This is a genomic window from Terriglobia bacterium (assembly GCA_035712365.1).
GTDB lineage: Bacteria > Acidobacteriota > Terriglobia > UBA7540 > UBA7540 > SCRD01.
Genome location: DASTAW010000020.1, coordinates 47,126 through 62,823 on the forward strand (window position 1 = coordinate 47,126; position 15,698 = coordinate 62,823).

Annotated in this window: 13 protein-coding genes; 10 read left to right on the forward strand and 3 right to left on the reverse strand. The window is 57.8% G+C overall.

Going from position 1 to position 15,698, the window contains the following annotated elements; translation table 11 throughout:
* The first annotated feature begins 5 nt into the window (after positions 1-5).
* The 6 genes from VFQ24_05615 to VFQ24_05640 all read left to right on the forward strand — a co-directional run bounded on the left by VFQ24_05615 (position 6) and on the right by VFQ24_05640 (position 5,668).
* Positions 6-1,625, forward strand: a complete 1,620-nt coding sequence (locus VFQ24_05615) for a multicopper oxidase domain-containing protein (GenBank protein HET9177819.1) — start codon at positions 6-8, stop codon at positions 1,623-1,625.
* A gap of 117 nt (positions 1,626-1,742) precedes the next feature.
* The gene (locus VFQ24_05620) at positions 1,743-2,009 is read left to right on the forward strand and encodes a hypothetical protein (GenBank protein HET9177820.1); all 267 of its coding nucleotides are present in this window, start codon (positions 1,743-1,745) and stop codon (positions 2,007-2,009) included.
* Between the two features lie 237 nt (positions 2,010-2,246).
* Positions 2,247-2,693: a site-2 protease family protein gene (locus VFQ24_05625; GenBank protein ID HET9177821.1), complete on the forward strand. Its 447-nt coding sequence runs from the start codon at positions 2,247-2,249 to the stop codon at positions 2,691-2,693.
* Positions 2,694-3,186: 493 nt separating this feature from the next.
* A complete protein-coding gene (locus VFQ24_05630; protein ID HET9177822.1) occupies positions 3,187-3,768 on the forward strand; it encodes a TadE/TadG family type IV pilus assembly protein in 582 nt (193 codons plus the stop codon).
* The gene (locus VFQ24_05635) at positions 3,765-4,382 is read left to right on the forward strand and encodes a TadE/TadG family type IV pilus assembly protein (protein ID HET9177823.1); all 618 of its coding nucleotides are present in this window, start codon (positions 3,765-3,767) and stop codon (positions 4,380-4,382) included. The genes VFQ24_05630 and VFQ24_05635 overlap by 4 nt, the downstream gene beginning before the upstream one ends.
* 11 nt (positions 4,383-4,393) lie before the next feature.
* On the forward strand, positions 4,394-5,668 hold the full coding sequence (locus VFQ24_05640; GenBank protein HET9177824.1) for a pilus assembly protein TadG-related protein: 1,275 nt from the start codon (positions 4,394-4,396) through the stop codon (positions 5,666-5,668).
* Positions 5,669-6,000: 332 nt separating this feature from the next.
* On the opposite strand, the gene VFQ24_05645 is transcribed toward VFQ24_05640, so the two are convergent.
* The 3 genes from VFQ24_05645 to VFQ24_05655 form a co-directional block, all read right to left on the reverse strand.
* Entirely contained in the window at positions 6,001-7,908 is a 1,908-nt protein-coding gene (locus VFQ24_05645) for a DNA polymerase domain-containing protein (protein HET9177825.1), read from the reverse strand.
* Positions 7,909-8,131: 223 nt separating this feature from the next.
* Entirely contained in the window at positions 8,132-8,455 is a 324-nt protein-coding gene (locus tag VFQ24_05650) for a hypothetical protein (protein ID HET9177826.1), read from the reverse strand.
* Between the two features lie 13 nt (positions 8,456-8,468).
* Positions 8,469-9,089, reverse strand: coding sequence for a hypothetical protein (locus tag VFQ24_05655; GenBank protein HET9177827.1), 621 nt, complete (start codon positions 9,087-9,089; stop codon positions 8,469-8,471).
* 174 nt (positions 9,090-9,263) lie between these two features.
* On the opposite strand from VFQ24_05655, the gene VFQ24_05660 reads away from it, so the two are divergent.
* From VFQ24_05660 to VFQ24_05675, 4 genes are all read left to right on the forward strand, one after another.
* Positions 9,264-10,109, forward strand: coding sequence for a DUF72 domain-containing protein (locus tag VFQ24_05660; GenBank protein ID HET9177828.1), 846 nt, complete (start codon positions 9,264-9,266; stop codon positions 10,107-10,109).
* A 608-nt stretch (positions 10,110-10,717) separates the two neighbouring features.
* Positions 10,718-12,247 carry a Gfo/Idh/MocA family oxidoreductase gene (locus tag VFQ24_05665; GenBank protein HET9177829.1) on the forward strand — a complete coding sequence of 510 codons (1,530 nt, stop codon included), beginning with the start codon at positions 10,718-10,720 and terminating at the stop codon, positions 12,245-12,247.
* Positions 12,248-12,328: 81 nt separating this feature from the next.
* Positions 12,329-13,192 (forward strand): TIM barrel protein, encoded by an 864-nt coding sequence (locus tag VFQ24_05670; GenBank protein HET9177830.1) that lies wholly within the window; start codon positions 12,329-12,331, stop codon positions 13,190-13,192.
* A gap of 278 nt (positions 13,193-13,470) precedes the next feature.
* Positions 13,471-15,678: an alpha-amylase family protein gene (locus VFQ24_05675; protein HET9177831.1), complete on the forward strand. Its 2,208-nt coding sequence runs from the start codon at positions 13,471-13,473 to the stop codon at positions 15,676-15,678.
* Positions 15,679-15,698 lie beyond the last annotated feature (20 nt).

Genomic DNA, 15,698 nt, shown 5'->3' on the forward strand with positions numbered 1-15,698 from the left:
CCGCCGTGGGGCGATGGACGCGAAGAAAATTCCTCTGGCAGGGCGGCCTGGCGTGCGCCGGGCTGCTCGGCGCGCCCGGATGGGCGCAGGCTGGCCCGCCGCAAAATTGCCCTCCCGGCAATCGCGGTCCGCGGGCAAAGACCCTCGATGCCATGAAGCTGGCGTCGTTTGTCGATCCCCTGCCGCTGCCGGTGCTGCAAACCCCGCAGGGCCGAAGGTCCTCAGTGGCGCTCGGGGCAAGCGGCGCGCCTTATTATCCGGTCCACGTCCGCGCCATCGAGGGCTGCCTTCATCGCGATCTTCCACCTTCGCGCCTTTGGGGCTACGGGGCGACTTCGGCCCCGGTGCTGTTCGAAGCGTCGAGCGGCCAGGGCGTTCTGATCGACTGGATCAATGAACTGCCGCCGCAGCACATCTTTAAGTTGAACCCGCCCCGGCCCGGCATGGAGAACGCACCGCCCACGCGGCTCGCCACGCACCTGCACGGCGCGCGGGTGCCCTCGGTGAGCGACGGCTATCCCGACAATTGGTACGGCCCGGGCGAACACCGGCTGTGCTATTACCCCAACCCCCAGGAAGCGATGGCGCTCTGGTGCCACGATCACGCGATGGGCGCCAGCCTCTTCAACATTTTCGCCGGCCTCATGGGCTGGTACCTCATCCGCGACCAGGTGGAGCAGGCGCTCAACCTTCCCTCCGGCAAGTATGAGCTGCCCATGCTCATCTACGACCGCAGCTTTACCCCGGAAGGCCAGTTGTACTATCCGAATCCGCCGGACGAGGGCGTATGGGCGCAGGAATTTCTCGGCGACGCGATGGTGGTGAACGGCAAAGTGCGGCCTTACCATGAGGTCGAGCCGCGCAAATATCGATTGCGTATTGCCAACACCGCCAACTCGCGCTTCTTTTCTCTCTCGTTTTCGAATGGCCAAAGCTTTCACGTCATCGGCTCAGACCAGGGGTTCCTTGCCGCGCCCGTCGAGATGACCAGGCTCGTCCTCGCTCCCGCTGAGCGCGCGGACGTGGTGGTCGATTTCAGCGGCGCCCGCGGCGAGCGCCTGGTCCTGGCCAGTGATGAACTCGAGTTGATGCAGTTCCGCGTCGGCAAAAATCCGGTAAGCGACGACAGCGTGCTGCCCCGGACGCTGCGGCCCATCCAGCGCATGCCTGAATCCCAGGCCACGCGCACGCGCCTCATGACCCTGAATGAATTTGACTACGACAACGGAATGCCGATGGTGATGCTGCTGGACCGTAAACACTGGAGCGATCCCGTCTCGGAGCGCGTCAAGCTAAACTCGGTGGAGATCTGGAGCCTCGCCAATCTCACCCAGGATACCCACCCCATCCATCTGCACATGGTCCGCTTCCAGGTGCTCGACCGCAGAAACTTCGCCGTGGATGATTACCTTGCCACGAACTCGCTGCCGCTGCGCTACACCGGGCCGGCCCTGCCTCCGGGGCCGCATGAAATGGGCTGGAAGGACGTCGTCGAGTGCCCGCCCGGAACAGTGACCCGCATCATCATTCCCTTCGCCGGCTATGCAGGCCGCTACGTGTGGCACTGCCACATCCTCGAGCACCAGGCCAACGATATGATGCGCCCCTACGACGTGCTTTTGTAGGGACAGGGCTTGCCCTGTCCTCCGAGGGCGCAGCAAGCCGCGCCCCTACACCGGAACAGGCAAGCCTGTGTCCGCAGATATGGTTTATAATGTGGTATAGCAAGAAAGTGAACGGGCATGATCTTCTCCACGAAATTCTTTGTGGCGGCTGCCGTTCTTGGCATTGCGCTTGCAGGCATTTCTATCGATCCTGCATTGCTGGATCTTGTGTCTCAGTTTGAGTATGCCAGGCTTCTCGGTCCACACTACCGGGCCGTTTCTGTTTCCGTCGTGTTGGTGGTTGGACTCTTGGGACTGCGGCAATACAGGAAGGGAAGAAATCGCAGGCGGGGCCAGGGTCCGGAGGATGATTTGTACCGCTCCTCACACCCTTTCAACAAGTAATCTATCGCCCCGGCTGTGCGGGGAACAGCCGGGTCACGTAGCGCCGATCCCGCCGCAGCGGGATCGGCAAAATGCCCACCCCGCCCTGGCGGGGTAGGCGCTAAAAGAGCACTTGCCGGGTATGGTGGATGCGAGGACCAAGGCCATCGGCAACGGGCCGGAAACATTGCGCGCGGAAAGCAGTCGCGCAGAACAACAAGCGGGCGATTCATTAACTCTATAGTTAAGTGAGCGACTATGAATATCCTGGGCGCCGTCGCAGCCGCGGGCGTTGGATCGTCATGTATTTTCCTGCTCACCATCGTCACCGCAATGGTCCATGAAGCCGGCCATGCGATTGCCTGGACTTTGGCGGGGGCCCGGGTCCGGGAGGTTGGGTTCGCCCGGCCCCATGGACCTGCCCTGCGGGTCAAGATCGGCAAGTTGACCATAGCTTTCAATCCGTTCACTGTTTTTGCCTACACGCTGATTGAGGGTTCAAACGAACAACTAACTCCGTCCAGATCCCAGCGGCTTCTCCTGCACGGAGCAGGCATCGGCGCCAACCTGCTGGCAGCCGCGCTGGGACTGGCTTTCAACGATCCCATGGTGCACCTTTTCGCCGTGTCCTCCGCTGTCCTGGCTTTTCAGAACATGTTTTTCAAGGATGGGGAAAGGATGCTGGCAGCCCTTTCCAACTCCTGAAAGTAGCACAGCCACTCCTGGCTGTGGGTTATGGAATTCACACAGCGGCAAGACACAGGCAAGAGTGCCTGTGCTACGGATACCGAAGTAGCACAGCCACTCCTGGCTGTGGGTTATGGAATTCACACAGTGCCAAGACACAGGCAAGAGTGCCTGAGTAGCACAGCCACTCCTGGCTGTGCAGGTGGGGAAAGTAGCACAGCCACTCCTGGCTGTGGAGGCTGTGGAGAAAGCGGCCAAGACACAGGCAAGAGTGCCTGTGCTACGGGAAGAATGTAAGCTTCAATCCCATTAACCATTTTGTAATAGCTTTTTTTCGTGTAATTTGGCCCATTTCGTGCGACACTAAATCTCGAACAGGGCCCAATCGAAGAAAATTCACCTTGAGTGTCACCTCCTTGTGACAAAACACAGGAGCAGGGAGGCAACTAATGTGAACAAGGAACTTGCCAGCGAGCTGGCGAGCCTGGCGAATTGAATCTCGGAGGGGAGCTTGAATTCGTGCAGCGCTGAAACGCAGCGGCGGAGCCCGGTCCGCAAGCGCAGTGAACGCCCCGGATTGCACATCCATTCCCGCCTCGGCCGCCTGCGTGAAATTGCCGTTGCTGAGTTGGGCGCGGAGGTGTTCGAGTTCGCGATAGTCGCGCCCATTTTGCTGATGCTTCTCATCGGCATTTTCTGGCTTGGGCGCGCCTTCAATGTCTACGAAACCATAACCCGCGCGGCCCGCGAGGGCGCCCGCTATGCCGTGCTGCCGAGTTCCGCTGCGGCGGGCAACGTTGAAGCGGACACGCCCAACTCTTCCTGCTCGACCAATACTAACGCCTACAACAACTACATTGTGCCGGCGTTGAAGGCTGACAACCTCGATCCGAAAAACGTCAAAAATTACTGCCAGAAGGCGGACTGGCTGGAAAACACCTACCCGAAGCAGTGCGGCATTTCCATCAGCTTCAAATACCAGGTGCAGATGACGATTCCATTTACGTCGGTCAATGCCACCACCATCAATATTCCTGCCAACGCCCAGATGCGGCTCGAAAACCAGCCGACAGGAGCAAAATGCCCACAATGAGCAGCCTAACGTCTGAAACCAGAAAAAATTTGCGCATCGTGCTGCAACGGCGTTCGTCCGCGCAAACATCTGCACGCATGCGGATCTGGCGCGCCGCCGCTGGAACGGAAGGATCGCAACTCCTGGAGTTGGCTCTAGCGCTGCCGCTGCTGCTGGTCTTCGTGGTCGGCATCATCCAGTTTGGCGGGGCTTTCAATCTGAAACAGAAAGAGGCCAATGCCGCGCGCGAGGGCGCGCGCGTGATGGTCTCAACGAATCTCAGCGACACCAATTGCGCGTCCGGTTACTGCTCCGTACAGGCCGCCGCCGCGGCGATCGCCAACTACATGACCAACGCCGGGGTTGACTCCTCGTGCCTCAGTTCGGCTTCGCCTTCACCCACGGGGCCTCCCACGTGGACATATTCGTGCAAAGGCATCACCGTGACCATCAATAATCAATTCGGGTATACCGCCGGAGGAAGTCCGGTCACAGGCACCCAGGTCACGGTGACCTATCCTTTCAACTGGTTTTTTAACGACATCATCAAGCTGCTGGTTCCGGGCGCCAGGCTCAGCATTCCGAACAGCTTAACCGAGACCGCAGTCATGCAAAATATTGCCACCGGAAGTTGAGGAGGAAACGTATGTTGAACCGGGGAACGGCCCGCCGCTCATTCGGCGCAGAAGAGGGTTCGGTGCTGGTGATGGTTGCTGCTGCCTTGGTGATGCTGCTTGGAGTGTGTGCTATCGCGATTGACATGGCCAATCTCTATCTGGCGCGTGCCCAGGCCCAGCGGGCCGCAGACGCTGCGGCCATGGCCGGCGCCAAGTCCTTCCTTACGACGGGGTGTGCAACGAGCGGCTGCACGGCGGGTGGAGTGCAGGAGACAGGTGGTCGCCAGCAGGCCGAGGCTGCGGGCGCCCAGAACTACATTGCCGGCCGGCCTGCCAGCATTGCGGACAGCGACATCACTTTCAGTTATCCCAACGCCCTGGAACCCCAGATTACCGTCGTCGCCAAGGCCACCGTCTCGACCTTCTTCGCCAAAATTTTTGGGATTAGAACGTCCAACGTACGCGCCACGGCCACCGCAGAGGCTTACAATCCGGCAGGTGGAGGTGGCGCCCCTCTTGCGGCCGCATGCTTGAAGCCCTTCCTGGTGCCAAATTGTGACCCGACAAACGCGTCGCCGGTCAATTCTTCTTGCCAGTCGGGTTCAGGCAAAGGCAAGGGCGGGGGCGGAACCAGCAGCGCAGGTTACTTTTTTGACCCCACCACCGGCGCGATTGCGCACCCAGGGACGTACCCATCCGGTGTCATCGGCATGCCCTGGACTCTCCACAGCGTGGCCGGCCCCAGCCAGTGGTATCTGGTGGGTTTCGGCGGTGCGCCTCCCTCGAGCGGCTCCGCGCTGAGGAACCATATTAAGGAATGTACTCCCGCTCCGCTTTCCTGTGGCGATACGCTGCAAACCGCCAACGGGAAAATCCTGGGTCCGACGAACCAGGGAACCAATGCTCTGATCAATGCCAATGGCGACCGGCTGAATCAAGGTCAGGATTCGATTGATACAACCATCGGCCCGCCTTTTGCCATCACCGGAGGAGCAAACAACCCCAATCCCGCCCTGGTCGGCAAGACATTTTTCGATTACAGCCAAAGCCCCTCGGTGGTCACCGTTCCTGTCTATACAGGAAACAGCTTGCCGCCGGGAGGAACCACCGTCAGCATTATTGGCTATATGCAGGTCTTCATCAAAGACGCGAATCATAATACCAACAGTGATGACATTGATGTGGTCATTCTGAACATCAGTAGCTGCGGCGGGGCGCCCCCCGGCGGCGGCCCTAGCGGTACGCCTCCGATCATTGCAGCAGCAGGATCGCCGGTCCCCATCCGGCTGATTCGAACAAATTAGCCAGCGGCTGCCCTCTGTTATTTACCTTCGCTCCTCCGGGGCTTTGTTGGGTTTTGATGGTGCGCTTTCCCATCCCGCAAGGCGGAATGGGCTAAAGTCTTCCGCCCCAGTCCGGGGGCTGGTTTGGCGAGTAGCCACCGTCGGGGCTTTTCGGACTATCGGCCTTTCGTGTGAGTAAGAACCGCAGACCTCAAGGCCGGGGGCCACGCTACTTGTTCTCTCCTGACTCCTGATTTCTGCCTACTGCCCACTGCCGCCTGCCTACTGCCTTCTAAGGCCCGGAGGGCCGAAAGACTTTAGCCCACAGCGTGAGCCTTGGGATTCGAATCGCGTTACCATCCTCCCCAGCCCCGAACAATCGGTTCTCCAAATGGCTCGAAGGCTTCGATCAGTGTACGCTGATAATCTTTCACATCATACCCACGCCAGCCTTCCCAAAGTGGCCAGGCGCGCACGCGGTAGTCAGGCAGCTTGGCATCCGCGTCGGTGATGATGTACTGAACATTTTCGCCGGGCCGAAGGTCCACCCCGCTCCCGTAGAGCTGTTGCGCCGCAATTGCTGTCTGGGCTGCTTTCTGGTAATCGCAAGGGGCGCGTGTAAGCCGCTTGTTGATGACCAGCTCTTCAGGGCGCACCTTGCCGTCTTCAAGCCGTTCGAGATAGCCAGCCAGGATGGCACGAGCTTCTTCCAGCTTCCGGCAGTAGCTCTCCCAGTCCCAAGCTTCAGATAACACGGTCAGCACTTCCTTTTGCATTCGGGACACAAGAGGTGGTGTGTCATGCTTGCGACATTCCAGACCGCGCACTTTTAGCTTGCCTGATTCCGAGACAGCAAAGAACCTGTTGGGAACGGGAATCCCTTCAAATCGCTTCGAGGGCAGGAACACGATGTAGCGATGAATGGTATCCAGGGAAATTGTCAGACCCGTTACTTGTCCGATCATTTCTGCCAGGCGCTCAAAATCCAGGCGTGTTGCTCCTTCTTTTTGCACATACATCGAATCCACGATAGCGTGCAGGATGCGAAAACCAGCAGACTCAGCAACCTCTTTCGCTCTCAGCAGACTTTCGCGGGCAATGGCATTGATGGCTTCGTGTGCCTCAATCTTTCCCATTCTGGCATTTTTGTAGCCGAGATAACCGAAGCAACATACCAGCATCCACTTGGCGGCATCGCAGCGGCGCTCATAGGTTTCTTGCAGGTTAGCCGGGCAACCAGCCTGAATTCGTTGTTTGTATTGCTGTCTTTTCGCAATCAGCGGGGCAACCGTCCGGCCCGCAATTCCAGCGCGGCGCTTGCAAATCCGATAGCCCAATTCAGGAATCAGGGGGCCCTCTGAGCAGCAACGGCAATTGACAGTTTCGGAAGACACGTTGAATTTCGCCATGATGGTCGGAAACATGGAAGGCCAGTCAAGCTCGGCAACGTTTTCATGGAAGCCCACGATAGGCGGGAAAATCAGCCCGCCACGGTCCGAGAGTAATAGCTGGTCCGGGCGCTTGAAATCTTCCGGCTCGCTTTTCTGTTCGGGAATCAGGATGCCATCGCGGTACATCACTTCCATTTGCATATAGCTGATTCCTGTCCCCGTGGTGGTACGTGCGGCATATTGAATTGGCAGCTTAGTGAGACGCACCAATTCCCAAAGTCCAGCCAGATCGCACTTATCCGCAACGAAGGAGTTGTGGGTGTCCACATGCAGCCTGCCGAAGAGCGTTGTCGCGCTATCCTTGAAGAGAACCCGGCCATAGGATGTATAACTGCGCGATTGGGAGCGATGGAAAGATTGGGCGGGGTCGCGGCTCAAAGGGAGCGGGATGTCGCATTGACGCGCCTGTCGAAGAAGTCCGGGCAGGATGACAGAATCACCCCGCTCCGAAACCAGCACGTCAGGATCGTAACGCTTGAGCAATCGGCTGAAAGTTTCCGCCGCAGGCTCGTCATGCCCGAAAATTTCACAACACTCGCCTTCAATTTCAACTTCCAAATGCGCTCGCTCTGGGCAGGTCGAGTTTCCGTTGTTCGGTTGCCGCAGTTTCAACCACATAATCTGGAACGGTGGCAATTCGTAGTCGAGCGCCCATTCATCATCCCGGCCCTGGATAGCCAGCACACGGCCTTCGGGGTCCGCTTCAATCCAACATTTGGCGAGCGGAAATAGCCGCTTCTCGAAGCAGTAAAGGGTCGCAAGGATGAAGTCGCTATTGAACAGCCGCAACATGGGATTAGTTTTCCGCACGAACCTGCACACCGACGCAAAAATAGTGGGCCGGTGTACTGACACCTGTAGCACTTTCCACGCATTTCCATCCCACAGGTTAACGCGTTCCGTAAACTGACAAGCGAGTGGCCAATGGCGACCCTCAAGGACCTGTTTAAGATGGCGGAGAGGCGCTTCCGGACCGTGAACGTAGAAGGCGGGGGAAAAGGAATCAATCAACCGATGCCTTGTGAGGTTTGGCTCAATCACCCACAGCGTCATCCCCTGGGGGCAGGGGTAAAGGTCGAACAGCCATCCCGTAATTTGCATCGAGGATTCCCTTCTGCCGCAGTTGCCGTTCGATGGTGTCGAGGCGCTTTTCCTGGTCAACCGCCAGGGCAAGCAAAATGGCTTCCAGCGGGTTGTCTTGAACCTGGTAAGTTGCGGCCTGGGTGTAGATGCGAACACGTTGGAAGATGCGGTCGAAATAAATCTGGTCTTCATGGCGAAGGGCACGCCGGAACTTTGACCAATGCTGGATGGTCTCTTCAATAAGCTGGCGAAACGTAGGAATAGTTCGGCCCATAGGTTGTCCTCAGTTAAGAAGCCAGCCGTGTTTGCTCCGGTTTCTCAATAGCAAACGCAAGCTCGTGGTCCTCTTTGACGCTGAATCTCCACACGCAATCGGCCTGGCGCGCAAGTTGCGGCAGGAAGTTCCGTCGCGGTGTGAGCGAAGGGGATGCGCCGGAGAAAACAGCCACAGGTAATAGCTGCGCGAGCCTTTTCAGGTCCAGCAGGGCACAACGAAATGAAGCAAAGGCGTCGCCGTCCCGCACGTCCTCGTCGAAATACAAATCCGGCAAAGCTGTGACGATCAAGAAATCAGCCGGAAAGCTCTCAAGCAGGCGTGGCGCGCGCACTAGCAGTTCTGTAAGCTGAAAACAGGTGAAGGCGCGGGCACAGCGCAGGCGCTCGTTGAATGCGGAAGGCTCGCACCCCCGTTGCCGGGCAAATCGGGCAATCAGTAATGAGTCAAACCGATTGGCCCCGTCCAGGCATACAATGTTTTTCCCTTGTATGAGAGCATGAGGAAGGAAATAGTGCGACAGCCGGGGCATCTCCGCGCAACCATAAAACACCGTCAGGCCCCGTGTGGGAAGTATCCACGGTTTCGGTGGCGACGGCACTGCCACGTGTGCTGGAATAGCATTTATACTCATGGGTTGACAGCCCTCAAAGGCAGAGGATAGCATAGGCGAATAAAAAGCGAAAGTAATAGTATCGAAAGGTCTGAGATGGCGCCTGCTCATCAAGGGGGATTGCTAGAAACAATACCCAAGCCGGCTATCCGAATTGGGCCTGCCGGTTGGTCTTATCCTGATTGGAGAGGCATCGTGTATCCGCAACGGCAGCCACACGATTTCCATGCCGCCGCGTACCTGGCTGACTACTTTGATACCATCGAGATCAACGTTACTTTCTACCGTCCAGTAACCGCGTCAACTGCACACGGGTGGATCGAGCATGTAGCTCATAATCCCCGCTTCATTTTCACGGCGAAGCTCTGGCAGAAGTTGACGCATGAAAGAGAACTGAGCGCGGCTAACGAACGGGAGTTCCGACCGGCGCTAGAAGCATTGCGCGACGCCGGGAAGCTGGGCGCATTGCTCGCACAATTCCCCTGGTCATTCAAAAACACGCCCGAAAATCGAGAGTACCTGATAAAGCTGGCAGACCGCTTTGGAGACTTTCCGTTGGTTGTCGAAGTTCGTCACGCCTCATGGGACAAAAAGGATTTCTACAGTTGGCTCGCCGAGCGGGGTATCGGTTTTTGTAATCTCGATCAGCCCGTGATTGGAAAATCCATGAAGCCGACAGAACGAGTGACGGCCCCAGTGGGGTACGTTCGACTTCACGGGCGCAATTACGCGGCTTGGTTTCGTGAGGCGGAGGGCACAGAGAGCGCAGCCGAGAGATACAACTACCTTTACTCTGTCGAGGAACTGAAGCCCTGGGCCATGCGAGTGAGAAATGTTGCTGACAAAACGAAGTCACTATTCGTCATCCTGAATAACCATTTTCGAGGAAAGTCGATTGCCAATGCCGCTCAGCTCATCCATATCCTGACTCACCAGCCGGTCAGAGTTCCACGTGACCTGTTTCGGCACTACCCAGAACTTCGAGCCATTGCTTTGCTTCCTGACGAGGAGCAATCACTTTTTCAGGATGAACTCTTCTGAAAAATAAGTGGCCACCCACAAGTCAAAAGCAAGATAGTGCCTGGAGTTTGATAGGGGTGACCTGCTCCCCAAAAGCTGTCCCTCGAGCAAATAGCGCTGGCCACGGGCACAAACGATTAAGCAGAAAGAGCGGATATCTCACCGCGAGATTGGCGGTTCTTCAGGCGACGGTTGCACACTGCTCTTTTTGCGGAGCCAAGACGCTGCGCCGGCGTCGCCACCAGCATCGCTACCCGCGGAAATTTCCAAAACAGTGATTAGCCTTGATAACTAGGCTACTCATCGTAAATCGCCCTGAAATGAGACAAATGGGATTTTCCCAGCACAATTTCAGAATTTTCCATCTGCTAGATAATAAATTAGTTATTGATTACTCCTCGTCTCTTTTCTAAAAATGTGTTTCAGCGATGAACACTGGGTAAGATTTACATCATCGTATCGAATCACGATTTGGTTGCGTCCGGAATCACACCTCGACCGGCCCAGGAGTTCCCATTGCCCAGCGAGCTAATGTGAATCGGCACGATTTGTGATATGGTGTTGCCGCTCCATGCAGCCACATTCTGATTAGCTCTGCTCTGCAGCCGATCTGCCTGACGGAGGATGCGATGCCTGACCGGGACGACGAGATGCGATCATCACTCTTGACGAGGCGTGAATTCCTTGAAGGCAGCGCCGCTTCGGTGGCGGCGCTCACGCTGCTTCCGCGGTCTTCGAGTGCGGCGGCTGCTCCCGTTCCTGCTGGCAAGCCCGTCACGCTTGGCTGTATCGGTGTTGGCGCGCAGGGGACGCGCGTAATGATGGACTTCCTGAAGATTCCCGACGTACAGGTGGTTGCCGTCTGTGACGTGAACCGCGAGAGCAGCGACTATTCCGAATGGGGCAAGGATGAACTGGTGAACAAGGAGCGGAAGCTCTTGAATGATCCATCGTGGGGCTCCGACTGGAAAGGTCCCACCTGCGGACGCGCGCCGGCTGCGCGCCTGGTAGACGCCTATTATGGCAACGTCCGCAAGCTTGCGAACTATCGCCCCTGCGGGAGCTACAACGATTTTCGAGAACTGATTGCCGAAGAGCATGACCTCGATGGCGTGGTGGTTTGTACGCCAGACCATTGGCACGCTCACGTCGCCATTTACGCTCTACAGCACGGGAAACATGTCTTCTGCCAGAAGCCGATGGGCCACTCCGTCCACGAGTGCGCCCTGATGGCCAAGGCGGCGCGTGAGACGGGGCTGGCCACCCAGGTCGCCGTGATGAACGAGGCCTCCGACGCCACGCGCCATCTCACCGAATGGGTGGCCGCCGGGGTCATCGGCCAGGTGCGCGAAGTTCACAACTGGTCGCAACGTCCGTACTGGCCGCAGGGCATCGAACGTCCCAAGGAAGCCGAACCGGTTCCCGACGGCCTTGATTGGAACATGTGGCTGGGCCCTGCGCCTGAGCGACCGTTCAATCACGTCTATCTTCCGTTTGTGTGGCGCGGCTGGAACGACTTTGGCGAGGGTTCGATCGGCGACATGGGAAATTACAGTTTCGATACGATGTTCCGTGTGCTCGAACTGACTGCGCCCAGCAATGTGGACGGCAGCTCAACGCCTCTGTTTCCGGAGACGTTTCCGCTGGGTGAACTCGTACACTGGGAATTTCCGGCGCGTGGGGACCGGGCGCCGGTCACGATCCATTGGTACGATGCGCATCTGCGCCCGCCACGCCCGCCCGAGCTCCTTGCCGGTGAGCTGATGAGCGACCGCGGCGACGGAGAAGGGATGTTGCTGGTGGGCGACAACGGCAAGATCCTGGGCAGCTTTGAAGGCCAGCACGCGCGTTTGATTCCGTCAAGCCGCATGACGAGTTTTACGCCGCCGCCCGACGATCTGCCGAAATCCCCGGGAGCCTACCGCGAGTGGCTCGACGCCATCCGGGGCGGCCCCAAGCCGCGCGCCAACTTTGAATTCGAGCAGAATGTAGTGGAAGCTCTGCTCCTCGGCTGCATCGCTGTTCGCATGGGGACAAAACTCGAATGGGACGCCGTGAACAAGCGCATCACGAGTCTCGCGGAGGGAAAGCCGGAAGACCTCGCTGCCGCGAACGCCCAGCTTAATCCGCCAGCACGCGATCCCTGGAAGCTCGATTGAGCACTACGCGCCCGTCAGTGGCTTGACAGACTTTGGACTGCTGCAGATACTCACGTTGCTTATGAAGAGAAGGAGGAATCGATGTCTACCGTTTCGAGAAGAGATTTTTTGAAACTTGCGGCCACCAGCGCGGCCGTGACTGGATTCATGTCGGCTGGCGCATCGGAGCTTCACGCGGACCCCCTGGGATTGCCCATCGGATGCCAGACGTGGCCCGTCCGGCAGATGATCGCCAAGGATTTTCCCGGAACCATCAAGACGCTGGCCGGCGCCGGGTTTCAATCTATTGAGCTGTGCTCGCCGATTGGTTATGCCGATTCCGGCTTTGGCGGCCTCAGCAAATACTCGGGAGCTCAACTTCGTGGAATCCTGAACGATGCGGGAGTCACCTGTGTCAGCTCGCACTTTGGGCTTGATGAACTGAGGAAAGACCAGGAGCGCAGTATCGCCTGGGCCAAGGACGTCGGTTTGACGCAGATGTTGGTCGCCAGCCTCGAAGGACCAAAAAATCCCACGATGGACGACGTTAAGCGCGCCGCCGACGAATACAATCACATTGCAGAGCGCGCCCACCAGGCGGGACTGCAGCAGGGTCTTCACAATGAGGGTTGGTTGGTCGGCCATGTTGATGGCCAGCGCATCTACGATGTGCTGTTCAAGCTGCTCGACCCGAAACTGGTCAAGTTCCAATTCCAGGTTTCGACCATCGAGCAAGGCTTCCATGCTGCCACGTATTTCCGCAAATACCCCGGTCGCTTCATCTCGATGCACGCGCAGGGATGGGACGCCAAAACGCGCAAGATCGTGCCCATCGGGCAGGGAACTCTCAACTGGAAGGATATTTTCGAAGCAGCCAAGGTCGGCGGCATCAAGAATTATTACGTCGAAATGGCGCTCCCGATGATGGAGGCCAGCGTTCCTTACCTTCGCAAACTGAAGGTGTGACCGTGCGCTCGCGGTGGATATCGATTCCGCGGCGATGTGCGGAGAACGACCAGGTTGCGAAGACGTTCTTCCATCAGAGACCCTGCAGCGTTAGGGCGATTTGGGGCGGCAGGGATCTGCCGTTACGTTTAGTCGGACGGAACTTTTTATTTGTTGAAAATCGCAGAGCTTGATACCTACTTCAAGCTCTGCGCTGCCCGCCTCTTCGCGATAATGCAGAACCCGATACGCTTGCTCCGGCGATTGCCCGGAAATCGTTAAGCATAGGAGACAATCTCATGGAGGGGATGACGAGAAGGGAATTCATCGCGGCGTCGGCGGCATCTGTGATGGTCAGCCAAACAGGGACAGCGGCAGCGCAGGCTTCTGAGCCGGCGAAGCCCTGGTACACCACGATGCGGCGTTGCGGGCAACTCAACTTGAATGAGCGCGACCCTCTCACGCTCGACGTCGATGCCTGGATGGACTACTGGGCGTCTCTGAAGGTGAACGCAATCCTTATTAACGGTGGTGGAATCCTCGCCTTTTATCCTACCGAGGTGCCCTATCAGCATCGCAGTGAGTTCCTGGGCGCCCGCGATCTCTTTGGTGAATTGGCCGCCGCTGCCCGCAAGCGCAACACCAGAATAGTCGCCCGGATGGACTGCAACTATGCCTACCAGGAGGCGCTGCACGCGCATCCGGAGTGGTTTGAGAGAAATCCCGACGGATCTCCGCGGCCTCAGGACGAGTGCCCCTGGCTGTTCAAGACCTGCATGTTCAGCACCTACTTCACTGAGCAGATGCCCGCCATCTACCGCGAGATGAACGAACGCTACAGTCCCGACGGTTTTTTCACCAACGGATGGCCAAGCACCGGTTCCCTTGAAGTGTGTTATTGCTCCGCCTGCCAAAAAATCTACCAGGAAAAAACCGGCGGAGTTCCACCGGAAACAACCGACGCGCAAAGTCCCGTCTATAGAAAATACTACGAAGTTTACATGGACCGCATCTCGGAGGTATGGAGTTTATGGAACCGCGTGGCGAGGGAAAAAAATCCCGATTCGGTTTACGTTGGCAACCTTGGAGGCGGAATCCGGACGGTGAAAGACCTCAAGCGGCTCGGCGAAGTTGCCGCCTGGTTCAACGCCGACCATCAGGGTCGTTCCACCGAAGACCCGATCTGGATTTGCGCCCAGCAGGGCCGCGTGGCGCAGTCGGTCATGGACGGCCGCACGATCACGAACGTGATTGGGTCCTACAGCACGAGCGATCCGCTATGGCGCCATGCGAGCAAGCCCGCTGCGGAAGCGACGCTCTGGATGGCTCAAATAACGGCCAGCGGCATGGTCCCGTGGTATCACCGGCTGGGTGGCGTTGTGCTGGACAACCGCTGGAGGGAAACCGGACGCGCGTTCTATGACTGGCTGGCCGCGAACGAAGCTGACTTCCGCAACCGGCGGTCCCTTGCCACGATCGCGGTGCTTTATCCCCAGAGCACGATTGCTTTCTATGGCTCAAACGGGACGCGAGAGCGTCGGCTGAACGGCGAGCGGATCGACTCCGCCGATTATCTGCAAGGGCTTTACTATGCCCTGCTGGAGGGCCGTTTCCTATTTGACTTTGTCCACCAGGAAAATCTCACATCGGAAGCGCTCAAGCCTTATAAGGCATTGCTGATTCCCAACGCAGCCTATCTTCGAGACGGTGAGTGCCAGGCCATTCGGCGGTACGCAGCGTCAGGCGGTTCTGTCTGGGCGACGTTCGAAACGTCCCTTTACAATGAATGGGGAGTGCGCCGCGAAGACTTCGGGCTATCGGACGTTTTCGGAGTTCACACGGCAGGCGATCTGGTCGGGCCTGTTCGCAACAGCTACATGCATATCGACCGGCCGCATCCGATCTCGGATATTTTCAAGAACACGGAAATTCTTCCCGGCACGGAATTTCGTGTCCCCGTCAGTCACCTGAATTCTGGATCGAGTTTCCTCAATCTTATTCCGCAGTATCCCGCGTATCCGCCGGAAATGGTCTATCCGCGCATTGCGAAAACGGAAGAACCCACGGCGGTGTTCCGCGAAGGTTTCGGAGGGTCCGGGAGGGTCGTGTATTTCCCAGGTGACATTGCCCGCACAGCGTGGAAATCGGGCAACCCGGACCTGAACCGCCTCGTCATCAGTTCCGTCAACTGGCTGATGAAAAGCCAGCCTCGTCCCGCGACGGTTGACGGAGAAGGCCTGCTCGAACTCTTTGCGTGGGAAACAGAGACCGGATGCGCCCTCCATATCCTCAACTACACGAATCCCAACGCCATGCGTTCTTCTATTCGGCGGTTCTATCCAATCGGGCCGCTCCGTGTTGCCATCAGGGTGCCGGAAGGGAAAAAGATTTCCGGAGCGCAGGCGCTTCGCGCCGGCCGCAGCCTTTCCTTCAAACAGACGAACGAAATCATGACGGCGGATCTCCCCACCGTAAGAGATTACGAAGTCGTTGCCTTGAGGTACTGACTCGTAAAGCCGTTGACATT

Bases quoted from the DNA above. Each gene is read 5' to 3' on its own strand.
- VFQ24_05620 (HET9177820.1), top strand. From the start codon at position 1,743: ATGATCTTCTCCACGAAATTCTTTGTGGCGGCTGCCGTTCTTGGCATT.
- VFQ24_05655 (HET9177827.1), bottom strand. From the start codon at position 9,089: ATGAGTATAAATGCTATTCCAGCACACGTGGCAGTGCCGTCGCCACCG.
- VFQ24_05675 (HET9177831.1), top strand. From the start codon at position 13,471: ATGGAGGGGATGACGAGAAGGGAATTCATCGCGGCGTCGGCGGCATCT.
- VFQ24_05640 (HET9177824.1), top strand. From the start codon at position 4,394: ATGTTGAACCGGGGAACGGCCCGCCGCTCATTCGGCGCAGAAGAGGGT.
- VFQ24_05635 (HET9177823.1), top strand. From the start codon at position 3,765: ATGAGCAGCCTAACGTCTGAAACCAGAAAAAATTTGCGCATCGTGCTG.
- VFQ24_05670 (HET9177830.1), top strand. From the start codon at position 12,329: ATGTCTACCGTTTCGAGAAGAGATTTTTTGAAACTTGCGGCCACCAGC.
- VFQ24_05650 (HET9177826.1), bottom strand. From the start codon at position 8,455: ATGGGCCGAACTATTCCTACGTTTCGCCAGCTTATTGAAGAGACCATC.
- VFQ24_05625 (HET9177821.1), top strand. From the start codon at position 2,247: ATGAATATCCTGGGCGCCGTCGCAGCCGCGGGCGTTGGATCGTCATGT.
- VFQ24_05665 (HET9177829.1), top strand. From the start codon at position 10,718: ATGCCTGACCGGGACGACGAGATGCGATCATCACTCTTGACGAGGCGT.